General features: G+C 33.2%; 34 protein-coding genes and 1 tRNA gene. 20 read left to right on the top strand and 15 right to left on the bottom strand.

Annotated elements, in window-relative coordinates; genetic code table 11:
• The first annotated feature begins 129 nt into the window (after positions 1–129).
• The gene (locus O5636_RS04425; RefSeq protein WP_269623400.1) at positions 130–300 is read left to right on the top strand and encodes a DUF4278 domain-containing protein; all 171 of its coding nucleotides are present in this window, start codon (positions 130–132) and stop codon (positions 298–300) included.
• A 51-nt stretch (positions 301–351) separates the two neighbouring features.
• Positions 352–534 (top strand): hypothetical protein, encoded by a 183-nt coding sequence (locus O5636_RS04420; RefSeq protein ID WP_269623399.1) that lies wholly within the window; start codon positions 352–354, stop codon positions 532–534.
• Between the two features lie 650 nt (positions 535–1184).
• Here O5636_RS04420 and O5636_RS04415 read toward each other — a convergent pair.
• Complete coding sequence (locus O5636_RS04415) at positions 1185–1661, bottom strand: hypothetical protein (protein ID WP_269623398.1); 477 nt, start codon at positions 1659–1661, stop codon at positions 1185–1187.
• A 284-nt stretch (positions 1662–1945) separates the two neighbouring features.
• The gene (locus O5636_RS04410; RefSeq protein WP_269623397.1) at positions 1946–2158 is read right to left on the bottom strand and encodes a hypothetical protein; all 213 of its coding nucleotides are present in this window, start codon (positions 2156–2158) and stop codon (positions 1946–1948) included.
• 237 nt (positions 2159–2395) lie between these two features.
• Between O5636_RS04410 and O5636_RS04405 the strand changes: the two genes are divergently transcribed.
• The 3 genes from O5636_RS04405 (at position 2396) to O5636_RS04395 (ending at position 5242) form a co-directional block, all read left to right on the top strand.
• Complete coding sequence (locus tag O5636_RS04405; RefSeq protein WP_269623396.1) at positions 2396–3061, top strand: SDR family oxidoreductase; 666 nt, start codon at positions 2396–2398, stop codon at positions 3059–3061.
• Positions 3062–3305: 244 nt separating this feature from the next.
• On the top strand, positions 3306–4625 hold the full coding sequence (locus tag O5636_RS04400) for a hypothetical protein (protein ID WP_269623395.1): 1320 nt from the start codon (positions 3306–3308) through the stop codon (positions 4623–4625).
• A 98-nt stretch (positions 4626–4723) separates the two neighbouring features.
• On the top strand, positions 4724–5242 hold the full coding sequence (locus O5636_RS04395) for a hypothetical protein (protein WP_269623394.1): 519 nt from the start codon (positions 4724–4726) through the stop codon (positions 5240–5242).
• Here the strand turns inward: O5636_RS04395 and O5636_RS04390 are convergent.
• Together O5636_RS04390 and O5636_RS04385 are read right to left on the bottom strand one after the other, a co-directional pair.
• A complete protein-coding gene (locus tag O5636_RS04390) occupies positions 5239–5421 on the bottom strand; it encodes a hypothetical protein (RefSeq protein WP_269623393.1) in 183 nt (60 codons plus the stop codon). The two genes, O5636_RS04395 and O5636_RS04390, sit on opposite strands and share 4 nt — an antisense overlap.
• A gap of 116 nt (positions 5422–5537) precedes the next feature.
• A complete protein-coding gene (locus tag O5636_RS04385) occupies positions 5538–5738 on the bottom strand; it encodes a hypothetical protein (protein ID WP_269623392.1) in 201 nt (66 codons plus the stop codon).
• A gap of 164 nt (positions 5739–5902) precedes the next feature.
• On the opposite strand from O5636_RS04385, the gene O5636_RS04380 reads away from it, so the two are divergent.
• Positions 5903–6082 (top strand): rubredoxin, encoded by a 180-nt coding sequence (locus tag O5636_RS04380; RefSeq protein WP_269623391.1) that lies wholly within the window; start codon positions 5903–5905, stop codon positions 6080–6082.
• Between the two features lie 52 nt (positions 6083–6134).
• Here the strand turns inward: O5636_RS04380 and O5636_RS04375 are convergent, their stop codons facing one another.
• Entirely contained in the window at positions 6135–6533 is a 399-nt protein-coding gene (locus tag O5636_RS04375; protein WP_269623390.1) for a DUF1824 family protein, read from the bottom strand.
• 324 nt (positions 6534–6857) lie between these two features.
• Here O5636_RS04375 and O5636_RS04370 point away from each other — a divergent pair, with 324 nt between their 5' ends.
• A complete protein-coding gene (locus tag O5636_RS04370; RefSeq protein ID WP_269623389.1) occupies positions 6858–7403 on the top strand; it encodes a DUF1643 domain-containing protein in 546 nt (181 codons plus the stop codon).
• 319 nt (positions 7404–7722) lie between these two features.
• Here O5636_RS04370 and O5636_RS04365 read toward each other — a convergent pair whose 3' ends face one another.
• Positions 7723–7854 (bottom strand): hypothetical protein, encoded by a 132-nt coding sequence (locus O5636_RS04365; RefSeq protein ID WP_269623388.1) that lies wholly within the window; start codon positions 7852–7854, stop codon positions 7723–7725.
• A gap of 362 nt (positions 7855–8216) precedes the next feature.
• Between O5636_RS04365 and O5636_RS04360 the strand changes: the two genes are divergently transcribed.
• A complete protein-coding gene (locus O5636_RS04360; RefSeq protein ID WP_269623387.1) occupies positions 8217–8618 on the top strand; it encodes a hypothetical protein in 402 nt (133 codons plus the stop codon).
• Between the two features lie 158 nt (positions 8619–8776).
• Here O5636_RS04360 and O5636_RS04355 read toward each other — a convergent pair whose 3' ends face one another.
• A complete protein-coding gene (locus O5636_RS04355) occupies positions 8777–8938 on the bottom strand; it encodes a hypothetical protein (protein WP_269623386.1) in 162 nt (53 codons plus the stop codon).
• 666 nt (positions 8939–9604) lie between these two features.
• Between O5636_RS04355 and O5636_RS04350 the strand changes: the two genes are divergently transcribed.
• The 10 genes from O5636_RS04350 (at position 9605) to O5636_RS04310 (ending at position 16263) form a co-directional block, all read left to right on the top strand.
• Positions 9605–9772: a hypothetical protein gene (locus O5636_RS04350; RefSeq protein WP_269623385.1), complete on the top strand. Its 168-nt coding sequence runs from the start codon at positions 9605–9607 to the stop codon at positions 9770–9772.
• A 375-nt stretch (positions 9773–10147) separates the two neighbouring features.
• The gene (locus O5636_RS04345; protein ID WP_269623384.1) at positions 10148–10435 is read left to right on the top strand and encodes a DUF1330 domain-containing protein; all 288 of its coding nucleotides are present in this window, start codon (positions 10148–10150) and stop codon (positions 10433–10435) included.
• 124 nt (positions 10436–10559) lie between these two features.
• Positions 10560–11888 carry a sodium-dependent transporter gene (locus O5636_RS04340; protein ID WP_269623383.1) on the top strand — a complete coding sequence of 443 codons (1329 nt, stop codon included), beginning with the start codon at positions 10560–10562 and terminating at the stop codon, positions 11886–11888.
• Between the two features lie 63 nt (positions 11889–11951).
• Positions 11952–12332 carry a type 1 glutamine amidotransferase gene (locus O5636_RS09720; RefSeq protein ID WP_332299717.1) on the top strand — a complete coding sequence of 127 codons (381 nt, stop codon included), beginning with the start codon at positions 11952–11954 and terminating at the stop codon, positions 12330–12332.
• Between the two features lie 77 nt (positions 12333–12409).
• A complete protein-coding gene (locus O5636_RS09715) occupies positions 12410–12685 on the top strand; it encodes a hypothetical protein (RefSeq protein ID WP_332299716.1) in 276 nt (91 codons plus the stop codon).
• A gap of 521 nt (positions 12686–13206) precedes the next feature.
• The gene (locus tag O5636_RS04330; RefSeq protein WP_269623382.1) at positions 13207–14304 is read left to right on the top strand and encodes a chlorophyll a/b binding light-harvesting protein; all 1098 of its coding nucleotides are present in this window, start codon (positions 13207–13209) and stop codon (positions 14302–14304) included.
• Between the two features lie 326 nt (positions 14305–14630).
• On the top strand, positions 14631–14753 hold the full coding sequence (locus tag O5636_RS04325) for a hypothetical protein (protein WP_269623381.1): 123 nt from the start codon (positions 14631–14633) through the stop codon (positions 14751–14753).
• Between the two features lie 49 nt (positions 14754–14802).
• Positions 14803–15294 (top strand): hypothetical protein, encoded by a 492-nt coding sequence (locus O5636_RS04320; protein WP_269623380.1) that lies wholly within the window; start codon positions 14803–14805, stop codon positions 15292–15294.
• Positions 15295–15337: 43 nt separating this feature from the next.
• A complete protein-coding gene (locus O5636_RS04315) occupies positions 15338–15991 on the top strand; it encodes a class I SAM-dependent methyltransferase (protein ID WP_269623379.1) in 654 nt (217 codons plus the stop codon).
• 122 nt (positions 15992–16113) lie between these two features.
• Positions 16114–16263 carry a hypothetical protein gene (locus O5636_RS04310; protein WP_269623378.1) on the top strand — a complete coding sequence of 50 codons (150 nt, stop codon included), beginning with the start codon at positions 16114–16116 and terminating at the stop codon, positions 16261–16263.
• 17 nt (positions 16264–16280) lie between these two features.
• Here O5636_RS04310 and O5636_RS04305 read toward each other — a convergent pair whose 3' ends face one another.
• On the bottom strand, positions 16281–16574 hold the full coding sequence (locus tag O5636_RS04305; protein ID WP_269623377.1) for a SemiSWEET transporter: 294 nt from the start codon (positions 16572–16574) through the stop codon (positions 16281–16283).
• A 245-nt stretch (positions 16575–16819) separates the two neighbouring features.
• A complete protein-coding gene (locus O5636_RS04300; RefSeq protein WP_269623376.1) occupies positions 16820–17338 on the bottom strand; it encodes an adenine phosphoribosyltransferase in 519 nt (172 codons plus the stop codon).
• A gap of 207 nt (positions 17339–17545) precedes the next feature.
• On the opposite strand from O5636_RS04300, the gene O5636_RS04295 reads away from it, so the two are divergent.
• Complete coding sequence (locus tag O5636_RS04295; RefSeq protein ID WP_269623375.1) at positions 17546–17692, top strand: hypothetical protein; 147 nt, start codon at positions 17546–17548, stop codon at positions 17690–17692.
• Between the two features lie 115 nt (positions 17693–17807).
• Here O5636_RS04295 and O5636_RS04290 read toward each other — a convergent pair whose 3' ends face one another.
• Positions 17808–17981, bottom strand: a complete 174-nt coding sequence (locus O5636_RS04290; RefSeq protein ID WP_269623374.1) for a hypothetical protein — start codon at positions 17979–17981, stop codon at positions 17808–17810.
• A 495-nt stretch (positions 17982–18476) separates the two neighbouring features.
• On the opposite strand from O5636_RS04290, the gene O5636_RS04285 reads away from it, so the two are divergent.
• Positions 18477–18815 carry a DUF1499 domain-containing protein gene (locus O5636_RS04285; RefSeq protein ID WP_269623373.1) on the top strand — a complete coding sequence of 113 codons (339 nt, stop codon included), beginning with the start codon at positions 18477–18479 and terminating at the stop codon, positions 18813–18815.
• Between the two features lie 52 nt (positions 18816–18867).
• Here O5636_RS04285 and O5636_RS04280 read toward each other — a convergent pair whose 3' ends face one another.
• The 5 genes from O5636_RS04280 to O5636_RS04260 all read right to left on the bottom strand — a co-directional run bounded on the left by O5636_RS04280 (position 18868) and on the right by O5636_RS04260 (position 22237).
• Positions 18868–19176 (bottom strand): MATH domain-containing protein, encoded by a 309-nt coding sequence (locus tag O5636_RS04280; protein ID WP_269623372.1) that lies wholly within the window; start codon positions 19174–19176, stop codon positions 18868–18870.
• A 143-nt stretch (positions 19177–19319) separates the two neighbouring features.
• The gene (gene murD / locus O5636_RS04275; RefSeq protein WP_269623371.1) at positions 19320–20735 is read right to left on the bottom strand and encodes a UDP-N-acetylmuramoyl-L-alanine--D-glutamate ligase; all 1416 of its coding nucleotides are present in this window, start codon (positions 20733–20735) and stop codon (positions 19320–19322) included.
• A gap of 6 nt (positions 20736–20741) precedes the next feature.
• Positions 20742–20813, bottom strand: a tRNA-Val gene (locus O5636_RS04270).
• 75 nt (positions 20814–20888) lie between these two features.
• Complete coding sequence (locus O5636_RS04265; protein WP_269623370.1) at positions 20889–21677, bottom strand: photosystem II S4 domain protein; 789 nt, start codon at positions 21675–21677, stop codon at positions 20889–20891.
• Positions 21674–22237 (bottom strand): hypothetical protein, encoded by a 564-nt coding sequence (locus O5636_RS04260; RefSeq protein ID WP_269623369.1) that lies wholly within the window; start codon positions 22235–22237, stop codon positions 21674–21676. Before O5636_RS04260 ends, O5636_RS04265 begins: the two co-directional genes overlap by 4 nt.
• Between the last annotated feature and the right edge of the window lie 5 nt (positions 22238–22242).

The following is a 22242-nucleotide window of genomic DNA, read 5'->3' as shown; positions in this document are numbered from 1 at the left end:
AGTCCCTATAAAATATATATTATAAATAATGTAGCAACGACTACAAAACGTTCAACTCGCTACAAAGCGAGCCGCATAACAGCTTAAGCCATGGAACGGGGACTTAAGTTTATTTTGGAGCTTGATTAAATGACTACTCTTCTTTATCGCGGACTTGATTACGTTCAGCACAAAAAACCTGTTGCAAAAAACTGCACTGAGCTGACTTATAGGCGAGAGCATTATAATACTTGTAGAGACACTGCTAAGTCCGAGGTTCATTCAACTCTTGCTTATAGAGGGAGCAAGTATTCTAAATAATTCTGTTTAGAAAATCTAACCTTATGCCTCTATATCTTTAGGGGCTTTTTTGTGAAAAGAGATTGTTTCTTTGAATCATTTGTGAGTGATATACAAATTACGACTACTTATGGAATAATTTCTGCCAAGCTTCTAACTCAGTGGGGTTCTCAAGGTAAATCAAAGACAAATATAAGCACAGGCGCTTGCTCAAAGTTTATTTTGCGCCCAGGAGGGTTGTTTGGTTTTTGCTAAGCATTATGATTACAATTTTGTGGTTAATGTGTATAGCGAATTAGGCTAAAACCTCTATTCAAATTCAATTTAAAAATAATAAACCTGTTGAAAGGTTAATAACTTAAGTGTCAATGGTTATTGGGCTTGGGAGGGGGTAGTCTAGAAATGCTTTAGAAATAAAGGTAAACGAAGGCTTAGCTAGAAAATGCTGGTGTGTCCTTGGTATTGCAAGACTAATTAGGAGATAAAACAATTTAACCAGATTCTTTGTATTAACCTCTTTATTTTCTTATTGTAATGAAAGGCAAGAAATTTTTTTTTGCTAATTAATTATTTATTTTTTTAAAGACACTTCTTGCCTAAAAGTTGCTATTAGAATGATAAGAGATAGCCAAGTAAATATAAATATGAATCCAATCATGCTCTTTCTCCATTATTACAAAGTTCTAATATTCTGGACTCCCAGGCGGTAATAATATTGGCTTTCAATAGGAGTATAAGAAATTGTTGAATACGCATAGTTTTTTTAAATATCCTTGGGATGCTTACATAGCAATCTCAAGCCATACCACTTAATAGTACTTTTGTACTGCTATAAAGTCAAGCCCCTTTGGTTTGTTTTCTCTGGCAGCCTCTGCATGTTTAATTAAATAGGCTAACTTTGTTTATCAAAGCTTATTTCTTTTAATTAGCATTAGCTTTTCTTGAATCATCAGCAATAAGCCAAGTTCACTTCTCTTTACCGTAACTATTGCCCCCTTTGGAGTTAAGAATATTTTTTCATAGATTATGCCTTCCTTCATTATAATTTTTTCAACTTCCCCTGTAAATCTTCCTCGGGTCCAGTCTATAGATGAGGTTAGTTTTTTTTCTTTATCACGCATCTCAGTGACTGTGTTTTGGAATGAGAGCGATATACGAAGTGTGTTTTTATTTTCTTTAAAAGCTGGAGATTTATCTATAACTTTTTTTAAGTTAATTGTATTTGACTTTTGTTTTTGCATTCCGATGTCACTTCCTCTATGAAATTTGGATATTAGATTGCCTTGTATTCTTTCGTAGGATGACTCTAGCTGCTTTCTAAACCTTTGATATTTTGAGTAAATTTGATTCTGATTTCTTTGTAAACCAGTCGATAGAATCATTTCTTTAATGTAGTTACCTATGTTGTAACTAATCTATTCAATAATTGAAAGTGCTAAATAGTTAGACTTTACAGCATGTGAAAATCCAAGGATGCAGTAGAAAACATTTTTTGGTAATTTTCTTTATTCTGGAGTATTATTAATTTGCTTTTAAACGATTTTTCTCAGATTTGCCTTATAAGAGATAATATGGATACGTAAGTATGGAAAATCTTTAGTAATTGTAAGCTCTCTAATATTTATAGTTGCTAGAACTTAATTATATAATCTAGCTAGCTATTTATTTACAAAAGGCCTTTTCTTGGTTTGTCTTTATATGGTTGTTCCCCAGTAGCAGGAGGCTCAGAATCAGGTTTTTCTGAAAAGATTGCATCGCCCATTGCTTTCATGACATTTTTAATCCATCCTTTTAGTTTGGTTGTTAATGACTCTTCCATTTCTTTAGTCTCCATCGTTAACTTATTTAAGCTAACTGCTTTTTCTAAAACAACCAACATAATCAATAAAAGATATACAAATTACATTAAGTCAAGCAAAGCAGGCAACCTTCTCGTTTAAGTATTAATGCTTACAGTAGGTCTCCTTTGAAACTTTCTTGAGCATGGGTTGGTTATCGTTAATGATTATTAATTTTTTATTTGAGTATAATCTTATTACTTGATATATATTTTAAAGATAAAAGTTTAATTAATAACTCTTTAAAGATATAAGATTTATTTAGCATTAAGATTGTTTTGGCTACTTATCTCATTACGGGTTCCAACCGAGGAATAGGTTTGGAATACTGTAAACAGTTAAATCAAAGAGGAGATGAGGTTATTGCTTCATGTAGATCATCTTCTTCTGAATTAGATGCTATTGGTGTAAGAGTTGAGGCTGGTGTTGATGTGGCTTCAGGTCAGTCAGTATTAAACTTAAGAAATAAATTACAAGGAAAACAAATAGATGTTTTAATTCATAATGCAGGAATAGCGGAATTCAATTCTTTATCAAATTTAGATCCAGATAGTATTCTTCGACAGTTTGAAGTTAATGCATTAAGTCCTTTGTGCTTTACTCAATCGTTTCTTGGCTCTCTTAAAAGAGGTTCAAAAATTGTTCTTATGACTAGTAGAATGGGTTCTATTGATGATAATTCCTCTGGAAGTTCTTATGGATATAGGATGTCTAAGGTAGCTCTTTGTATGGTTGGTAAATCTTTGGCAATTGATTTGAAACCTAATGGCATATCTGTGGCAATTTTGCATCCTGGATTGGTGAGTACAAGAATGACTGGTTTTGTAAATAATGGGATTACTCCAGAAAAATCTGTAGAAGGACTTATTAGAAGAATCGATTCCTTATCAATTCAAAATTCAGGAACATTTTGGCATGCCAATGGAGAAATATTGCCTTGGTAAAAGATGGAGCTTTTACAATAATTACTTTTATATTGATTAATAATTGAACTAATATGGAGTTGTTTTTTGAATTAGAGAATAAACACTTATATAGAATTTAATACTTCATATTAATCTTTTTGGATGGATTAGTTAGGCAAAACGGAGTGCTTAGGTTCAATGCATTTGATTTATCTTTAAAAGTTTTAGCATTCGAAATACGTATAAGAGTGCTTGAATATATTTATGTCTTTCGGATGAAAAAGTGGCAGAAAAGCAAGCAGCAGCTCAAAGGAAGCTAGAGGCAGAAAAGAAAGCAGCAGCTCAAAGGAAGCTAGAGGCAGAAAAGAAAGCAGCAGCACAAAAGAAAGCAGAGGCAGAAAAGAAAGCAGCAGCTCAAAGGAAGCTAGAGGCAGAAAAGAAAGCAGCAGCGCAAAAGAAAGCAGAGGCAGAAAAGAAAGCAGCAGCTCAAAGGAAGCTAGAGGCAGAAAAGAAAGCAGCAGCTCAAAAGAAAGCAGAGGCAGAAAAGAAAGCAGCAGCTCAAAGGAAGCTAGAGGCAGAAAAGAAAGCAGCAGCGCAAAAGAAAGCAGAGGCAGAAAAGAAAGCAGCAGCTCAAAAGAAAGCAGAGGCAGAAAAGAAAGCAGCAACTCAAAGGAAGCTAGAGGCAGAAAAGAAAGCAGCAGCTCAAAGGAAGCTAGAGGCAGAAAAGAAAGCAGCAGCGCAAAAGAAAGCAGAGGCAGATAAGAAAGCAGCAACTCAAAGGAAGCTAGAGGCAGAAAAGAAAGCAGCAGCTCAAAGGAAGCTAGAGGCAGAAAAGAAAGCAGCAGCGCAAAAGAAAGCAGAGGCAGAAAAGAAAGCAGCAGCTCAAAAGAAAGCAGAGGCAGAAAAGAAAGCAGCAACTCAAAGGAAGCTAGAGGCAGAAAAGAAAGCAGCAGCTCAAAGGAAGCTAGAGGCAGAAAAGAAAGCAGCAGCGCAAAAGAAAGCAGAGGCAGATAAGAAAGCAGCAACTCAAAGGAAGCTAGAGGCAGAAAAGCAAGCAGCAGCGCAAAAGAAAGCAGAGGCAGAAAAGAAAGCAGCAGCTCAAAGGAAGCTAGAGGTAGATAAGCAAGCAGCAGCGCAAAAGAAAGCAGAGTCAGAAAAGAAAGCAGCAGCGCAAAGGAAGCTAGAGGCAGATAAGAAAGCAGCAGCTCAAAGGAAGCTAGAGGCAGATAAGAAAGCAGCAGCTCAAAGGAAGCTAGAGGTAGATAAGCAAGCAGCAGCGCAAAGGAAGCTAGAGGTAGATAAGAAAGCAGCAGCGCAAAAGAAAGCAGAGGCAGAAAAGAAAGCAGCAGCGCAAAGGAAGCTAGAGGCAGATAAGAAAGCAGCAGCGCAAAAGAAAGCAGTAGCTAAAAAGAAGACGGAACCTTTAAATAAAGTCGCTTTAGTAAAAAGAGCTAAAACAGTTTCAGAACAGAAAAGAGAAGGCAGAATTGAGCTCTTTAAAGTCTCTCTTTATCTTGATACAGGAAAAGTTTTAGGACTTGTTGGTATTGGTGTTTTCGCAGCTTCAGTATTGATGACCACTATGGTTTTCTTCCTAAGATAACCCAAGTAAAACTGCTTCAATTTCCTTCGGTTTTTAGTTGAGTTGGTGTTTGTTAAATGCCTAGTACTTTTTCAGTGCTTGAATAGAGTACGATTTCAATGGTTTTATCAGTGATTAGAGAGAGAATCCAAGAGGTTGTCGATTTTGCCAAGACGGAATCACCTTATCGTTCTGCAAACAAAGGATGGTTAACTAATAATATTTTTCTGGAGAGAGGATCTGGCACTGATCAAAACGCAAAAAAGTTTGATCAAGTAGTAAAAATTTCTGTTCTTTGGCAACCAATAGTTCAAATAGCTTTTTCATTGCTTTGTGCAATATTTTTGGCGACACTTTTTGCATTCACTCCTTTTGCTTTAGCTCATGGGAAACTTCACTTGAATATTGTCTCTTTAAATTCAACTACTCAGGTGCAGAAAACTTCAATTCCAACTGAGAGCAAATCTCTTGATCTAAATACTCAAGAATTTTCAAAAGAAGAAACAATCAATGATGTAAAAACTCAAAGTAAAATAATTTCTTCTCCCACTAAACAAGATAAGAAAGAGGGAGAATCAACAACTATTTTCTCTCCACGCGAGAAAAGTAATAACGTAGGTTTAACTTTGAGATTTTAGTGCTTACACCATATTGCACATGTAGTAGTAACCACTGCAATTATTAATCCACCCCATTTGATAGCTTTTTGTGGAGAATTAAATGTTGTCCCTACAAGTATTGCTGAAAGATTAATTACAATAAGCTGATCAGTGCTAGGTGATATCCCCAAAAACCCTGATGTTGCAAATAGTTCCATAATTGATTGTTAAATAACAAAATTATATTATAAAAAAATTTTTTGGTGCAAAATATTAAAAATCAGCAGGAAAGGAAAAACTAGAAAAATTGGTTGTAATTGGAAATAGTTAAAACCTAAACCTTTGCAGATTTTTTACCATCTTTAAGATATTTTCTATATACCTTATCCCCCCAATAACAATCTTCATAGAAGGTGAAAATTGAAAGAGCAACTCCTGCAATTAGGAAAGCACCTATCAGAAACAAACCATGAATAAATCCCTCAGAGGGTTTCCATGTTTGAGAAAGGGCAAGGAGGAAGTGAAAATTAGTCATATTCCAGCTTCGCTTCTTTTAGCATTTAATACCAACTGAAAGAAATACTCAAAAATCGTTCTTTTATTTAAAATGTCTTTCCCTGACTTTGTTTAGGAAATAGCAGCAGTTAATTGTCAAAAAGAAGAATTCTTGCCATTTTGAATCTAGAGAACTTTAAATTTGTGGAGACCACAGCCACCAAACAAAAATATCAATGCAAAGATTGCATATATGCTTACAACCCAAAAACAGGTGACCCTTCTCAAGGAATTCCTCCTGGAACTGCATTTGAAGATTTGCCCGATGGATGGATTTGCCCTTTGTGTAAAGCAAGTAAAGCAAGGTTCAGGAAGCTCTTTTAATTCTTTCTTTGGATAAAATTTTACTAGTAACTATTAACTTATAAATAAGAATCTATTTCTTAAAAAAGTTCAATGGCAAAGGGCCTAGAGTTTGAGTACTCTTTAATTGATCATTATGTTGACAGCTTAAGAGAATACCTTCTCCCAAGCCATATTCGATGCGTATATAAATATCCCCAGTCTTTTGATTTGCTTTAAGGAATACTGGGCCATTTTTTTGAGGTTTTTCTACTACCTTCATTGCTAACCAATTAAAATGATTTTCCATTTCTTTTAAGGTTAATATGGCAAGATTAGATGAGGATGCCATTATGCCAATAGTGAACCAATCGGCATCTGCAATATATTCATTAAGCTCTTTGTGTAAAGCTTTTTTCTGATTGTGACTAAGATTAGGAGCAGAACGAAGCTTTTCGAGATCATTTAAGGTTTGAATTTCTGGCTCATTCATTTAACTTAGAACTTATAATGTTATTTCTTAATAATATCTTAGAATAAATATTGTTGATATATTAAGAAGAAAAGTTAAATAGGAGTTAGGTTGTTATTCGTATTTTTTACTTATTGTAATCAATAAACTAATCTATCTCTCAATATATTTATATCTATATTAGCGCCTATTTGCTAATATAGATTAATTGAACAAAAGTGATTTGACATTAACTTTTATTATAATCAACAGAATCGGAGTGCCTGCTAGAGGCGTATTAGAAAATAAAATTTTAGATCACTTAAAAACAGATTCTTCTTCTTATGATTACATTACTATTTTAATATGAATCAATCAAATGCTCAATTTAGTCTGTGTGGTAGGTATCGATGGAATTTGAATAGAAGGTTTAATTCTTGTAAAAAGGAAATTATATTTATTGGTTTAAATCCATCTAAGGCTAATTCTTTTGTTAATGACCGAACACTAATTAGGCTAATTAACTTTTCTAATTTATGGGGTTACGGATCATTATCAGTTGTTAATTTGTTTGCTATTATTTCTAATAATTCTTTAGATCTTAAATCATTTGCTGACCCTATTGGTAATTCTAATAATAAGGAATTAAACAATAAAATTAAGGCATGGTCTGAAAAAGAACTATGTGACTTATGGCTTGGTTGGGGTGTAAATGGAAGTTATTTGAATAGGGATAAGGTTGTTTTAAGAAAAATCCAAAATTATTATAATAAGAGAGTTCGGAATTTCCCTAAAGCTTCTCAACCCTATGCGATTGGTATAACAAAAGATGGATATCCACGACATCCCCTCTATGTCCAAAACAAAACTATTTTAAAGCCATTCTGTATAAATGCTAAGAAAATCAATTGAAAACGTTGATGGAATGTCATTTTTAATTAATAATTAATTTGACTTTATGACTTTTATTTATATGTTATATATTTCAATTTAAAATCAATTAGGTAATTATTATTAGCAAATCAGTTTTATTTTATCCCTTTTAAAATGAGAAATTACTAAAGTAGTATTGATGTCTGATGTGAATTGTTAGAAATTCTATGGTTTCCAGATAAGCTCTATAAAGAAAAATTTATTTACAACATTAAGCAAAGAGAAAAGGCCTAGGGAATAACCTAGGCCTTTTCTAAAACTAATTAAGACAAAATTCCTTTTTGAGGATTCTGTTCGCTTAGACGTCAAATTTAGAAAGATTAGGTCCTGCAATGACACCAACCACTGCAAAGAGAACTATGGAGAGTACTCCAACTGCGGCTGCTGAGGGGTTAAATCCACCTATTGCAAAAGTAGCTAGAAGATTCATAAAAAAGAGCCAATACTTGGCATGAAAATCTTATGAGCATAATAACTTACCGTTCAAAGATGACTGAATCATGGAATATCTTCTTATTTAGTTGGATTTTTGACTTTCCCCCCAAGTCATTACCAATCTTCTAAGTGATCGATTAATTCTTAGCAGATTTTATGATCACAGGCTAAATCTCAATTTTAATAGTAGATTCTGCACTCACTTTTTTGAAAGGCTATAAGTCTTATATCTGTTGAACCTTTCTGCTTGGGTTATTAGGTAGAAAAACAACGCTGGCTTAAGCCATTGAATAATCAACAAAAGATGATCTAGCTAGATTCAAAAAATAGTACATTTCTTATACAGAAAAGTTTTCCATGAAAATAATTCAAAGACCTATTACGCCTTTAGAAGAGTTTGAAAAGGCTTTAGAACTTGCAGAATTATCTGAAAGTGATAAGGAATTAATTGAATACATCAGATATAAAGGTGTTTTTTCACAGCCAACTATCGTTAAAGAGCTAAGGCTTAAGACTAAGCCTCCTGTACTATCTACTCTTTGTGTGGTTTGTAGAAAAATTGGCAAGTATATGCCAGATCACTTTGGGTTGGTACGTGAGTGGTCTAAATCAATAAATGAGCATGGAGTTAAATGGGATGGTGACCTTGTATGCAGTGCCACTAAAAATATTGATGGAATACTGTTGACGCCAGAAGCGGGTACAGCCTTATATGACATTCTTGCAGTTCATAAGGAGTTGTTTTCTGGACTTAATTGATCAGAGTAGAAAAAATTAAATAGAAAATCATTTAGTTTTATTTTCTTTATAAGGTATTAATAATCTTTGATATTCAAATAGTTCTGATTTGTTTAAGGGTATAATATAAAAAATACTAAGAGAAAAGTCTTGCTGAAATTAGATTTATCAAGTTTGTTTTATGCCATTCCTTTTGCATAAACCATTGAATAAACAGGCTCTGCTGTACCACCTCCATCTTGGTCATCATCATCATCACTTTCAAATCCTGAGATAAGTGCTATAAAGCCACCTAGTGAAAACAGAGCGGAAAAAAGAATAGTTATTAAATCTGACTCCAAAATTAAAATTAAAAATTTTAGAGATTGTAGTTGATTAGTTTTGAATTCGCGAATGCCTTTTATATGGATAGGTTTTTTGAGCCTTGTTTCATCAGTTATCTTATGACCAAAGTTATAACCCCAAAAACAAGGGCTGCCCCTACAAACCCAAGCCCAACCAGTACCGCGACTATGCCTGTGTTGAGATATACGGAGACTGTTGCCAATTCCTTTCCTTTTTTGTCAGTCATCGAATTTATATCACTGACTGAGATTCTAAAGGGCTGTGATCGCTTTTTGTGAAGGCTTACAAGATATTTGTATTTTATTTTTTCATACCACAATACAAGCAGTTTTCTGGATTTCCATAAAATATATTTTTAGGTACTTTCTCTAATATTTTTCAGATAATAAAGTCGCCTTTCAAATAGAACCTAAGAAATTAAACATTTTATGACTGGGTAAATGATATCTTTCTTATAACAAAGATTAGCTCGATTTAGTTATTGATTTGAACCAATAAAAAAATGATGATCAATTTTAGTAAGCTATTTTTATCTTGGATAAACTCTTTTAATTGCTTTATATTGAATTTAAAAGTTTTAATAAATTGCTTATCCTTTCTACTGGTTATTTTTAGGAACCCTAGTATTATCAATTCAACCAAGCTATTGTTGATTTTGACTTATGCTTTCAACTGAAACACGTTTGCGTTTGGAAGAAATTATCAATCGATTGTCTGTTGGTGGATTAGTTAGTTTAGAAGAAAGAATCCAGCTCAATAAATATTCAATGAGAGTTCCTTTCATTGCAGGAAAAGTTTCTCAGGCGATTAGGAAAAGAGAATCTATATAATCAAACTTAAGATCTTTATTACTTTTATAAGATTTTTAAGTAAGAAATTTGAAAATTTTCTAGTTATAGAAAGAGACAGGAGACAATTAGCAGTTAAATGCTTGTTTTAGCGTTGACTCCTGCCTGCATCTTGGATACAACAATGGATCACCTCCTTAATTACAATTGTAATTAGACTATCAGGACTATATGTGTTGATCAACTTTAAATAAAAAAAACCATCTACCTCTTCCTTAGTTTTGGAACTAGCTTGATAAATACTATCTTTAGACGGATTAAATTATAACTATTCATGAATTAGTAAGTTTTAAGGACTTTTGTTGAGTCTATAGATCAGATCTTGTGCGATACTTCTTCCAAATTTCTTTATCTTTCGTGGCTAAAGGCTATTGGGTCAAGCAAGTAACAATACAAAGTACGGATTTATTTATTGAATACATCCAAACTGTTATTCCTTGGCTGCTTTCAGTAGGTGGGATAGTGATAGCTAAAGATATAAAGCAAAATTCTGACTTAAATGAATGGGATGGAGGCCAATTAGGTGTAGTTGTAGAATTTGAATCTAGAGCTGCAGCTCAAAAAGCTTTTGATTCCAGCGTTTTTCAGGAATATATTGATCTTCGAAGGTTGTCTTCTGATTTGAGTTTATCAATTTTTGGTTAAGATCTAACTCATTGCTATATAGCTTTTAGAATTAAATTCCTACAACAGCTAAATATTTTTGTTTAAAACGATAGAGGTTTTCATAATTGATTATTAGAAATGAAAACACTCTCAAAGAATTTTTATGCCAATACGTGAACAATGGCGCTCTAGATGGGGTTTTGTCTTTGCAGCTGCAGGGAGTGCAGTTGGATTAGGAAACCTTTGGGGCTTTGCTTATAGAGCTTCTGAAGGAGGGGGGGCTGCTTTCTTGCTTCTTTACATATTAATTGTCTTAGTTGTTTGCTTGCCAGTACTGGTAGCTGAGATGGTACTTGGTCGAAGCACTGGGTCGAGTTCTCTAGTTGCTCCAGCTAAAGCTGCTGGATCTAGATGGGGTGTCATGGGTTGGCTTTTTGTTATAGCTCCTTTAGGTATTGGCTCTTACTATGCAGTATTAATGGGGTGGACTTTAGATACATTTTTTCATTCTCTTTTCGTTGGTTTGCCTGCAGATAAAACTGAAGCGGCAGCATTTTTTGGATCAATTAGCAGTGGCGGGAGTGTTTTGATAGGGCAGATTATAAGCTTGGTTCTTACTGCAATTGTTGTTGTTGCTGGTGTTAGGGGAGGTATTGAACGTCTTACACGTTGGTGCATGCCAATACTATTTATATTGCTTTTAGGATTAGCTTTTTGGGCATCTACTCTTTCTGGAGCATTAGAAGGATATAAGGCTTTGCTCTCATGGGATGGCTCTGAATTTTTTAAGCCTTCAACAGTAAGAAATGCGTTTGCTCAGGCTTTCTTTTCTTTGAGTTTAGGTATTGGGATCATGATTACTTATGCATCTTATTTAGGACGTCAAAACAAATTACCTAAGGAGGCTATTGCGGTTGCCTCTCTTGATACAGCAGTTGGTTTATTGGCAGGCCTTATGATTTTCCCAATCATGTTTAGTTTTGGATTAAATGAATCAATTAGTGAGAGTACTATCGGAGCCTTGTTTATTGCACTCCCTGCTGGTTTAGGAACAATAGGGATAACTGGAAGAATCGTGGCTGTTATTTTCTTTGCGCTTGCATACATAGCAGCAATCACTTCTTCTATTTCATTATTGGAAGTACCAGTGTCTTCGGTTATGGATAGACTTGGTTGGAATAGAACTAAATCAGTAATTGGTGTAACATTTTTATTGTTTTTATTAGGATTGCCTTCAGCTTTTGATATTAACTTTTTAGATAAAACAGATAAAATTGTGGGACAGTTGCTGTTAATTTTGGGAGGTTTTTTATTATCGATTTTCCTTGGCTGGGTCATTCCAAGAAAGTTTGATGAAGATCTTTCCAATTCGAATTCAAGTCTTAGAGTTCGTAGGTATTTGAAATTCATGCTTCGATGGGTTTCGCCACCAATAATTGCATGTGGTTTCATAGTTAGCCTTATAGATCTTTTTCAGAATTGGTCAAGTTAACTTTTACTTTATAAATGAAGCATTTTTAATTTATTATATGGTTTTAATGAAGTTTACTTATTCATGGCTCGTTTAATAGTTCTTCAACATATAGAAAGAGAAGGGCCTGGACTATTTGAGAAAATAGCTTTAGAGCGTTCGATGAATGTAAATATTTTCCGCTTATATTTAGGGGAGCCAATCCCTAACATATATAAAGATGATCTTTTATTAGTAATGGGTGGCTCTATGGGGGTAAGCGATATATCTAACAACATGTACCCTTGGCTTTTAGATGAAGTTAATCTTTTAAAAAATGCTTTGAAAAATAATATAAAAATCATCGGGATTTGTTTAGGGGCACAGCTTTTGGCATATGCAGCAGGTGGAAAAGTTGAGCCATTAAGTATAGGACACCGTATGAAAAAAAAGGCTGAAGTTGGTTGGGGTAATGTTTTTTTTTAAATAAAGACAATCCATTAAATCAAGCTTTTGCAAAGTCTAATTTGAGGGTTTTGCATTGGCATGGAGATAGAATAATTTTGCCTGATAAAGCAGAATTATTGGCTAGTAGCGAAGATTGCTTAGAACAATTATTCCATATTAATGATTTTTCATATGGGATTCAGTTTCATGTTGAAGTTGAAGAGAATGTCTTCTTGAAATGGATAAAAGAAGATAAAGAGTTTATAAATATCGCTTTAGGTCATGAGGGAAGTAATCATTTATTAAAACAAATAAAGTATATAGATGAATCATTAAGATCTCGTATTTTATTCTTAAACAAATTATTTGATTTATTGGGATTTAAAAAATAATTAATTCTATCCTTTAGTTATAGAATTAATATGATTATTAATTGGGAATATCTTTTATAGTTTTTAATCTATATATGTTTATAAATTATAATATAAATTATTCGTACTTAATGCATTGAATTGATTGATTTTTTTATTTTCGCTTTTAGATCTTATTTTAACGTTGCAGTAAAATAGTTATTAATCAAACTCTCTATGCTTACTCAAGATCTCGAAGAACTTAATACTTGTCATGTCAGGTAATTATTTTTTGGAGTTGAGGGCTTTATATATGACTGATTGCGCCTCTTCGATTTTTGACAAGTTTTGATTCTTCTGTCCTCTTAGAGCTTTGCCAATCTGTCTTCTTTTAAGTTGATCACAATGATTTTAGGACTAAAACTTCACTAATTCACCCTTCTGGAAAAGCACTTCAGCAAGAATTTAGTTGTTATTCATTTTTTACGGAAGTTGAACTACTCCCCCTTCAATACCAAAATGAATGTAATCTTTGTGCAGTTTTTAAAATACTTTTTTAACTTATGCAAACCTATGGAAATCCAGACGTCACCTACGGGTGGTGGGTTGGTAACTCTGTAGTAACCAACAAGTCAAGTCGATTTATAGGCTCGCATGTTGCGCATACAGGATTAATTGCATTTACAGCTGGTGCAAACACCCTTTGGGAACTTGCTAGATACAACCCAGAAATTCCAATGGGACATCAGGGAATGGTCAGCATTCCTCACTTAGCTTCTATTGGCATTGGTTTTGATCAGGCAGGTGTTTGGACAGGTCAAGATGTTGCCTTTATTGGTATTTTTCATCTGATTTGCTCATTTGTTTATGCACTTGCTGGCCTTTTGCATTCAAGAGTCTTTAGCCCAGACACTCAGAATTCTTCAGGACTTTTTGCTGAAGGTCGTCCTGAGCATAGACAAGCAGCAAAGTACAAACTTGAATGGGATAATCCAGACAACCAAACCTTTATTCTTGGACATCATTTAATTTTCTTTGGTGTTGCTTGTATATGGTTTGTTGAATGGGCCAAGTGGCATGGAATTTACGATCCAGCTCTTGGTGCTGTTCGACAGGTTGAGTACAACTTGAATTTGAATGCTATTTGGAATCATCAGTTTGATTTCCTCTCAATAGATAGTCTTGAGGATGTTATGGGTGGCCACGCATTCTTGGCTTTTGCTGAGATACTTGGTGGCGCTCATCACATTGCTACCAAAATGGGTTCTGGACTTCTTGGGGAATATACAGAATTCAAAGGTAAGAATGTACTATCAGCTGAAGCAGTGCTTTCTTGGTCTTTAGCAGGTATTGGTTGGATGGCAATTATTGCAGCCTTCTGGTGCGCTACTAATACCACTGTTTATCCTGAAGCATGGTATGGCGAACCTTTAGCACTCAAGTTTGGTATCTCTCCTTATTGGATTGATACAGGAAACATGGATGGTGTTGTTACTGGTCATACCTCTAGAGCTTGGTTAAGCAATGTTCATTATTACTTAGGATTCTTCTTTATTCAGGGTCATCTATGGCATGCAATTCGTGCACTAGGCTTTGACTTTAAGAGAGTTACAAATGCTGTAGCCAATTTGGATAGTCAAAAAATTACTTTGGCTGATTAACAGCTTTGAACTTATAGGCTGTTTTGGCCTGTAGGAACTAATTCAAAAAAACCTCGCCATAACTGGCGAGGTTTTTTTTAGCTCCTAAAGAATTTTAAATTGAAAACTTGCTTTCAGCTTCTTAATTTCATGCAAAATAGGCACCCAATCAAATATGTATAAATGCTTGAGTTATTACCCTTATAGACATTAAATTCAAATTGGCCTAGAAATAAATAGGCTTAAAAGAACTTTTTCAGTGAATTAAGAAAATTTCCTTCCACTTATTGGGAATATTCTTTTCATTGGTTTTAAGTCTTATTCAATTTCTCCAGGAGGATTCTTTTATGTCTAATCTAAAGGAATTTGTGCCTATTCTCATTGGATTGCCTATAGGTTGGTTTGTCCTCTTAGGAGCACGAGAGTTATTTAAAGAGGCTTCGGTAGTAATGAAAAGGTCAAATGCATAAGCTAAATTAAAAAAATAATTTATTTTTAGTAGGGTTCAAAAACTTTTTAATGGATTTCTCGGGATTAGCAAAGATTTCTCCTTTGTATGATTATTGGCTGTCAGCACAGACTGATGAAAATGAAGAGCAAAGGCTCTTATTAGCTAATCTTGAGAGTAAGGCTTCTTATTTGTTTGAGAAAGAGCCCTATAAGTGGGAAAATTTATTTCAAAGTATCGCTAGAGAAATTATTAATGGTGATCTTGAATCAATTCGAGGCATGAAAATATTACTTAGCACAATTAAATCTGATCAAAGGGAAAAGGTAATTAAGGCTTTTTCTAGAGAAGGGTTTTTTGATGAGTCTGTGATAAAGGAATTGAACACAAAGGAAATGGTCGAACCTTCTAATAAAAAAAATAGATTTAGATTCTTACGAATATTGCTTGTTATTTTCACTAATCCATATGGAATTGTAATTAGAAGAAAGAAAAATCATATTTATGAAAGGACAGGTGCATTAAGAAATTATTTAGTTAAAAACAGTTACTTTTCAGCTTGAATAATTATTAGATGATGTTCTAATTTGATTGGATTTTGTTCTTATGAATAAATTAAACTCTATATTAACTGAGTATCAAAGATCAAAAGAGGATAATAATGATGATTCATTATTTTATACTCAGCCTAGATTTGTTCATCATTTGGATGATGGTTTTCGTAAAAGATTAACAGAGTTATATAGAAAAGAAATATATCAAGATGCTGTTGTTTTAGATTTAATGTCTAGTTGGGTTAGTCATCTACCTAATGAGATTAAATATAAAAGAGTTATTGGGCATGGTCTTAATGAAGTGGAACTTTCTAGTAATAAAAGATTAGATTCTTATTGGGTGCAAAACTTAAATAATAGCCAGAAACTACCTTTAGAAACCGATTCGATAGACTTTTGTTTAATTGCAGCTGGTTGGCAGTATATGCAATACCCAGAAAGAATAGCCTTGGAATTAAAACGTGTACTTAGAACTCACGGGAAATTAATTATTTCTTTTTCTAATAGGGCTTTCTGGATAAAATCTCCTCGTGTATGGGTAGAAGGATCAGATATTGATAGGATTAATTACATTAAAAATGTTTTATTGGCACAAGGCTGGCCTGAGCCAGAGTATATTTCTGAAACTAATAAAAAAAATGGAGTCCTAAATCTAATGGGAATTAGTGGAGATCCTTTTTTATCTGTTTTAGCATCTAACAACTAATGAATTGATTTTTAAATCATAATCATACAATAATTATGATTTAGCTTTGTTAGTGAATTAAAAAGAAAGACTTGCATAAATTGTATTTATTTGCTTTTTTAAGTAAATAATACTTTATCAATATGCAAAAAAAAATAGAAATTTATGATGATTCTCTTTTAGGAGGAGCTGCTATGACTATAGAAGATTTACGAATGGTTGAATCCCAAGAGATTAAATGGCTTATGGTTTTACAAAATTCTGATCAAAATAACTTTGAAAATGCTGCGTAATAATTACAATCTTATTCTTAATCAGTTTTAATTAGAGTAGATTTATTTCTTTCGAAAATAAATTTAAGAGTTAATATCGCTGATCCAAGTAAAAATGTTATTACATTAAATAAAATTACAGGAAGAGAGTGTATCTCCCACCCATAGATTTCCCATAAAACTATACCAAATATAAACATAATAAACATTACATATGATATATCTTTTGCAGATTTTGAATTCCAAACCTTTAAAAGTTGTGGTACAAAAGCAATGGTTGTAAATGTACCGGCAATTAAACCAAGCAAGTCATTAGAGTCGATTTGTTCCATTTTTGAATAATTTTTTGCGAGAAGACTTTTTCTTCAATCTATTAAGAATAATTCTATAACTCGTATATTCTCAATAATTATCAGCTATAGCCTCTTGAAATATCTTTTAATGAATATGATCATACTTTGCTTCCCACAGTTTAAATTGATATAAACTTCATAAATAATAATAGTGTGAGATGTGAAAAATTTGTTTTGGTATGTAAGTTTCTATAAATCTATCTGCACTGGGAAACAAAGCTTATTTATAGTAAAACTTCTGAATAAATAGGGAAATTAAACTTATTTCTTGCTTTAAGTGAACTTAGTTCAATAGCTACACAAGCACCAGAAATTCTCTTTTTTTGTGAGGATAATATTTTTGATACACATAAAATAGTACCCCCAGTGGCTAATAAATCATCAACAATAGCAAAAGAAGTAAATTTATTAATTGATTCCTTTTGAATAGAGAGAGTATTTTCTCCATATTCTAAATCATATGATTTAGTAATTAATTCACCTGGTAATTTTCCTGGCTTTCTTGCAAGAATATGTGGCTTAGACGTTATTAGAGAAATGCCTGAACCAAGCAGAAATCCCCTTGCATCTATAGAAATAATAGCATCGGCTGATTCTAGGATAGGAGATAAAGACATCTTCTCTATTAACTCCTTGTAGAGATTAGGTCTCATAAGAATTGGAGATATATCTCTAAAAAGAATTCCATTCTTAGGAAAATTATTATAGTTTTTTATCGTTTCTTTAAGTATTGAATTTAGCATCTTACTATTTTACTGAGCTTGAATATATTTTACTAAATTGAATTTACTTTAATTAGAATTAATATTGAGAATTTTAATTAAAACGATTAAACCATAAGTGAAGAGAGTCTGTTAGTAATTAATACTTAGGTACTTTATCTTCGTTAACTTATTGGAATAACCTGGTCAGTTTTATGCTAAAAATAGATACTTAGATTGTTTGAATTAATGTCTAGTTCTCAAGATTTTCAGGCTGTTCATGACCATAATGATGCAATAGATTCCTATTTTGAGTGTATTACAGCTTGCACTCTAGGTGAGGATGAGCAGGAATGTATTACTCAATGCTTAGAGTCTCATCTGAAGACAACATAGAGAATGTGAATTGATCTGATTTATTGAGTATATTTACTTTAACTTTTTATATTCAATTGTTTTATTTTCAACGGTTTTTTCAATCCATAGAACTTCATTGAATTCTTTTAAAGTTTTAATCTTGATTATTACCTTTTTTCTTCCCTTTTAGATAATTAGATAGTATTCCATAAAGAGCGCCAAAAGCCCATGAACCAACAAGTAGTCCTATTACTACTAATGTAATAGAAAGAGCGGAAACTCCAGCGTCATTCGGGCCGTAATGAATTGCAGGGTCAAATGGGTCCATGTGATTTTGTTGAAGAAAACGGATTAATTAAAACCTTTCAATCTTATGAAAGTTTATTTAAGGACATAGCTTTTTAAAAATGCGAAACCTAATGAATTTGTTTATGAGTAAGTATCTTTTAATAATTTAGAGTTATCTATAATGAATGCAGGTTATTGTCACATAGCAATTTTTTTTCTATCTTTTCTTGAGGACTGCTTTTTACTTGCCTTAAATACCTTTTCCTTTGGCCACTGCTTTCAACTTCAACATGCCACCCACAGGAGAGTCTATGATCCATCTCCTCAAAGTTGACTGAGCTCACAAACCTTTTGCTAGGTTTTTTCTTGGAATTAATCATACTTTTTTATAGTTTATTTTATGCAATAAGTCAACTCTTTTGGTATAAATGAAATTGTTTATAGTAAGAGATGCTCGTCTCTTTTGGCTATGATGTCGAAACCATTTTTTGACTTTTGTTTATTTCTAGTGTTATTAATAGGAGCCAAGAGTTCAATGGCTTTAACAAATTTGGACAATCTACCTGAATGTCAACTCTCTAGTAACTGTGTTCGAGCAGAGTGGACTTTTCCTGATAATAACTTGGCTTATAGTAAATTAGTTAGCATCGCATCCTCTATGCCTAGAGTTTCGATATTAGAAAATACAGAAAATTATTGGCATGGGGTTATTAGAAGTTTGATTTTTAGATTTCCAGATGATCTGGAAATTCTTAGAATTTCCTCTAAAGACATTATTCAAGTCAGATCTGCATCTAGAATTGGTTTAGGTGATCTAGGTGTTAACCGAAAAAGATTAGATAAATTACATGCAAACCTTAAGCAGGCATTGTAGGAAGTTATACCTAAAAATATATAACAATTTCTTTGGCTAATACGATTACTTTTTATGATTCTTCTTCTGAAGCTTTCAATGCTTGCATTGCCATATTGATATGAGCTTCCATAGCTCCAAGTGCAAGTATTGACTTAGAATTTTTTATTTCAGTTAACGATTTTTCATTTTGTCTGAGAATAGCAAGTAATTTTTTGCTTGAAATTGACCATTCTTGAAGTGATTCTTTCAGTTTTTCTTTCTTATCTATTTTATAACTGATGTCTTTAGAAGTTGAATTTGTATCTTTCTTGGCATGTGAAAGAAACTTGTTAAGCTTTTTATGGCTTATGGATTCAGGAATTGGGAGGGGTTCATTCACAATCAATACCTATTTTTTTTATATATCTTACAATTAAAAGAAAGTTAATCTAGGCAAAATTTGGTGTAATCACCGGCCTAGCTTTTAAGCCCCTTAAAAGCTTAGAAAGTCCAGCTAAAAGATTAATTTAAAAATAAGAAAAATTATGAATTGTGCTTCTCTAAAAAATTCTTCACTAGGATTTTAAAATGATCTCCTCTTTCTTCAAAATTCTTATAGAGATCAAAACTAGCACAAGCAGGCGAGAATAAAATGCTCTTTACGTTTTTAGATAAAGCAATTTCAATAGACTTTTTGACAGTTTCTTTTAAGTCATTATAACAATAAATTTCTCCTTGAAAATTATAACTTTCAATTATATTCTTTAGTTTGTATCTGCTTTCTCCAAAGAGAAAAATAGCATATGCTTTCATCTCAATTTGTTCCATCCAACTTTTAGTGTAACCTTGCTTTAATCTACCTCCAGCTATGAGAATTAATGGGCCTAAAGTTGCTTTTAGTGCAGTTTCTGAGGAGTCAAAGTTTGTGGCTTTGCTGTCATTAAAAATCTCTATCCCTTCTAATTCAAAAGTTTTTTCTAGTCTATGAGGTATTCCTTTGAAGCTAATTATAGCATCTGCTATTTCTTTGCTAGAAAGCCCTATCTCTCTAGCAGCAGCGGTTACTAAAAGAAGATTTTGTAGATTGTGATCTCCAGGTAATTGCAATATTGAAGAGTCAAATAATTCTTTTCCTTTTTCTATTATTTTTCCATTAGATGATATCCATAGATCAGATAAAGATTGAGACTCAGTTTTTTTTTCTCTAGTGCTAACCCATAAGCCATGAGGCAGTTCTTCTCTATGATTGGATAAGTATTTGTCATCAGCGTTATATATGCGAATTGATGAGTTCTCTATTAATCCACGTTTTATCTTGTAGTAATTATCAATTGTGCCATGTCTTTCAAGATGGTCAGGAGTTAATGTCGTCCAGATACCTATTTGTGGAGTTATTTCAGGAGCACTTTCTATTTGATAGCTACTCAGTTCAATTACTAGCCATTTTGTTTTTTTTGTATGATTTCTTTTTAAAGTTAGAGCAAGTTCACTAGCTGCATTACCTACATTTCCACCAATCTCAGATTCGATAAGATTTTTGCTTAATACATGATGAAGCATATGGGTTACAGTTGTTTTGCCATTGGTGCCTGTTATTCCAACCCAAGGAATCTGTTTTAGGCTTCCCCAGGCTATAGATATTTCAGACTGAATAGTTATCCCTTTTGATCTTAATTTCTTCAGAGTTGACTGATCCCAAGGAATTCCAGGGCCAATTACAACTTTTGAAATTTGATTTAGATATGATTTAAAACTCGACCATTGCAAAGGCATTCCTAGTTTTACTTTTATACCTTCTGCATTTAATTTTTTAGCTAATTGTTGAAATAAGCTTGATTCAGACTCTTCAAATAAGACGACATTATTACCAATTGCTTTGAGATACTTTGCTGCTGCAATACCAGAAGTCCCTAACCCAATTACAATGATTATTGATTTGGCTTTTTCCGTTTTGTTCACTTTATATGGGCGATACTGGAATCGAACCAGTGACTCCTACCGTGTCAAGGTAGTGCTCTACCTCTGAGCTAATCGCCCGAAGAAAAACCATATATATTATGGCTTTAATTAGAGGTCCTTTGTTAATAAAATAGCAGTTCATGAATTTAGATTTTATTGGCGTTGTAATTCCACTCTCCATCGTTCTCTTTTTGTGAGTTCAAGATGAAGTATCTCTATGGAACCTTTGCCTTCAAGTTGAATCTTGTCTCCTAACTGAAGTTGCCGACTTGGATTGTTGACTTGATGCCAGTTCAAACGTAACTTGCCAGCTTGAATTTGCTTAATGATTTTTGCTCTAGATAAGCCAAAGCCAGCAGAAGCAATGGCATCTAATCTTTTTGAGGCCTCTACAGTTTTAATTGTTTTAGGAAGTCTTTGAGTGGGGAGTCTGAGATCTTCAAGGCTTAATGCCTTGTATTCGATTTCTACATCTCGAATAATTCCTTTGGTGTTATTTAGTGATTTAGAAACGGAGGGAGTACAAATTGCTTGAGCGCCTCTATCTCCTGTTAAAAAAATATCTCCTATCTCATTAGGTTTGACTTTAGTTTCTCTTAAAGCATTGAGGAAATCATTGGGATTTGTTCTATCGAAAAGAAAATTCCCTTGTATCTCTATTCCACTAATTGGTAATTCTTGTTCAAGGATTAATTCCTCTTGTTCTCTCCTTTGAAAAAGAATTCTTTGCCGTTCTGCATTTGGGAAACCTCCATTTGATATAAATGAAATATCAGCAACTTCATTTAATAACTTTAAAGTTTGCTCTCTGATTGGGGCAGGGGTAAATAAAGTCCAAATTGGCTCCCAGGTCTTTAAAGCTTTTTCAGCTTGTAATAAAAGGTGTTCTATCTCAATTGGATAAGCTCTGCCTTTGAATAGTTTTTTTCTAGAGAGTTTCAAATTTGATCTAGATTGACTATCTCAATAGGGTTGATTTCTTTAATTAAAGTCCAAGGCATTTCGATCTCAAATGGAGTTTCTAATAGAATTAGCCATAAACCTTGTTCATTTCTTTTTAATAGGCTTTTTAGTTCTTCATTGAATGTATTAACACTTCTTGAAGCAAAAAAACTTCCTATCCATCCAGATGCCATTCCTAACAGCCCCCCGAATAAAGATTCGCTTGATTTAGCAAGACCAAGATCTGAAAATGTATTTAGATTAGTCATTTTCGCGAAAGTTAACCCAGCGACGAATCCAAAAGGCATTAGCCAAATGGACATTTTCTTTTGACGTTCTTTTTGAGAAAGACGCGGGTTTAGTAATTTCACATCTTTAATTTTTACAGTTTGAGGAAGAGATGTACTTGGTTTTTTTATGAATTCTGATGATTGCTCTTCCTTTTCTGAATTGGGCGCTATAACTTGAAAATTAGTGATTTGTGTAGCACCTCCCTGTAATTTTTCCCAAAATTCATATGCTTTTTTTTCGTTGTTTAGTACAAGCACGCAAATAGCCACGAAAA

Source organism: Prochlorococcus marinus str. MIT 0918 (genome assembly GCF_027359415.1).
Taxonomy (GTDB): Bacteria; Cyanobacteriota; Cyanobacteriia; order PCC-6307; family Cyanobiaceae; genus Prochlorococcus_E; species Prochlorococcus_E marinus_C.
This window is presented reverse-complemented; position numbering and strand designations above follow the sequence as displayed.

What these genes read in the sequence shown, in the direction of transcription:
- O5636_RS04385 (WP_269623392.1), bottom strand. Translation starts at nt 5,738, where the DNA reads ATGACTAATTTTCACTTCCTCCTTGCCCTTTCTCAAACATGGAAACCC.
- O5636_RS04290 (WP_269623374.1), bottom strand. Translation starts at nt 17,981, where the DNA reads ATGGACCCATTTGACCCTGCAATTCATTACGGCCCGAATGACGCTGGA.
- O5636_RS04375 (WP_269623390.1), bottom strand. Translation starts at nt 6,533, where the DNA reads ATGAATGAGCCAGAAATTCAAACCTTAAATGATCTCGAAAAGCTTCGT.
- O5636_RS04415 (WP_269623398.1), bottom strand. Translation starts at nt 1,661, where the DNA reads ATGATTCTATCGACTGGTTTACAAAGAAATCAGAATCAAATTTACTCA.
- O5636_RS04320 (WP_269623380.1), top strand. Translation starts at nt 14,803, where the DNA reads ATGGATTTCTCGGGATTAGCAAAGATTTCTCCTTTGTATGATTATTGG.
- O5636_RS04315 (WP_269623379.1), top strand. Translation starts at nt 15,338, where the DNA reads ATGAATAAATTAAACTCTATATTAACTGAGTATCAAAGATCAAAAGAG.
- O5636_RS04330 (WP_269623382.1), top strand. Translation starts at nt 13,207, where the DNA reads ATGCAAACCTATGGAAATCCAGACGTCACCTACGGGTGGTGGGTTGGT.
- O5636_RS04410 (WP_269623397.1), bottom strand. Translation starts at nt 2,158, where the DNA reads ATGTTGGTTGTTTTAGAAAAAGCAGTTAGCTTAAATAAGTTAACGATG.
- O5636_RS04325 (WP_269623381.1), top strand. Translation starts at nt 14,631, where the DNA reads ATGTCTAATCTAAAGGAATTTGTGCCTATTCTCATTGGATTGCCTATA.
- O5636_RS04285 (WP_269623373.1), top strand. Translation starts at nt 18,477, where the DNA reads ATGGCTTTAACAAATTTGGACAATCTACCTGAATGTCAACTCTCTAGT.
- O5636_RS04395 (WP_269623394.1), top strand. Translation starts at nt 4,724, where the DNA reads ATGGTTTTATCAGTGATTAGAGAGAGAATCCAAGAGGTTGTCGATTTT.
- O5636_RS04425 (WP_269623400.1), top strand. Translation starts at nt 130, where the DNA reads ATGACTACTCTTCTTTATCGCGGACTTGATTACGTTCAGCACAAAAAA.
- O5636_RS04360 (WP_269623387.1), top strand. Translation starts at nt 8,217, where the DNA reads ATGAAAATAATTCAAAGACCTATTACGCCTTTAGAAGAGTTTGAAAAG.
- O5636_RS04310 (WP_269623378.1), top strand. Translation starts at nt 16,114, where the DNA reads ATGCAAAAAAAAATAGAAATTTATGATGATTCTCTTTTAGGAGGAGCT.
- O5636_RS09720 (WP_332299717.1), top strand. Translation starts at nt 11,952, where the DNA reads ATGGCTCGTTTAATAGTTCTTCAACATATAGAAAGAGAAGGGCCTGGA.
- O5636_RS04340 (WP_269623383.1), top strand. Translation starts at nt 10,560, where the DNA reads ATGCCAATACGTGAACAATGGCGCTCTAGATGGGGTTTTGTCTTTGCA.
- O5636_RS04365 (WP_269623388.1), bottom strand. Translation starts at nt 7,854, where the DNA reads ATGAATCTTCTAGCTACTTTTGCAATAGGTGGATTTAACCCCTCAGCA.
- O5636_RS04350 (WP_269623385.1), top strand. Translation starts at nt 9,605, where the DNA reads ATGCTTTCAACTGAAACACGTTTGCGTTTGGAAGAAATTATCAATCGA.
- O5636_RS04295 (WP_269623375.1), top strand. Translation starts at nt 17,546, where the DNA reads ATGTCTAGTTCTCAAGATTTTCAGGCTGTTCATGACCATAATGATGCA.
- O5636_RS04305 (WP_269623377.1), bottom strand. Translation starts at nt 16,574, where the DNA reads ATGGAACAAATCGACTCTAATGACTTGCTTGGTTTAATTGCCGGTACA.
- O5636_RS04370 (WP_269623389.1), top strand. Translation starts at nt 6,858, where the DNA reads ATGAATCAATCAAATGCTCAATTTAGTCTGTGTGGTAGGTATCGATGG.
- O5636_RS04300 (WP_269623376.1), bottom strand. Translation starts at nt 17,338, where the DNA reads ATGCTAAATTCAATACTTAAAGAAACGATAAAAAACTATAATAATTTT.
- O5636_RS04390 (WP_269623393.1), bottom strand. Translation starts at nt 5,421, where the DNA reads ATGGAACTATTTGCAACATCAGGGTTTTTGGGGATATCACCTAGCACT.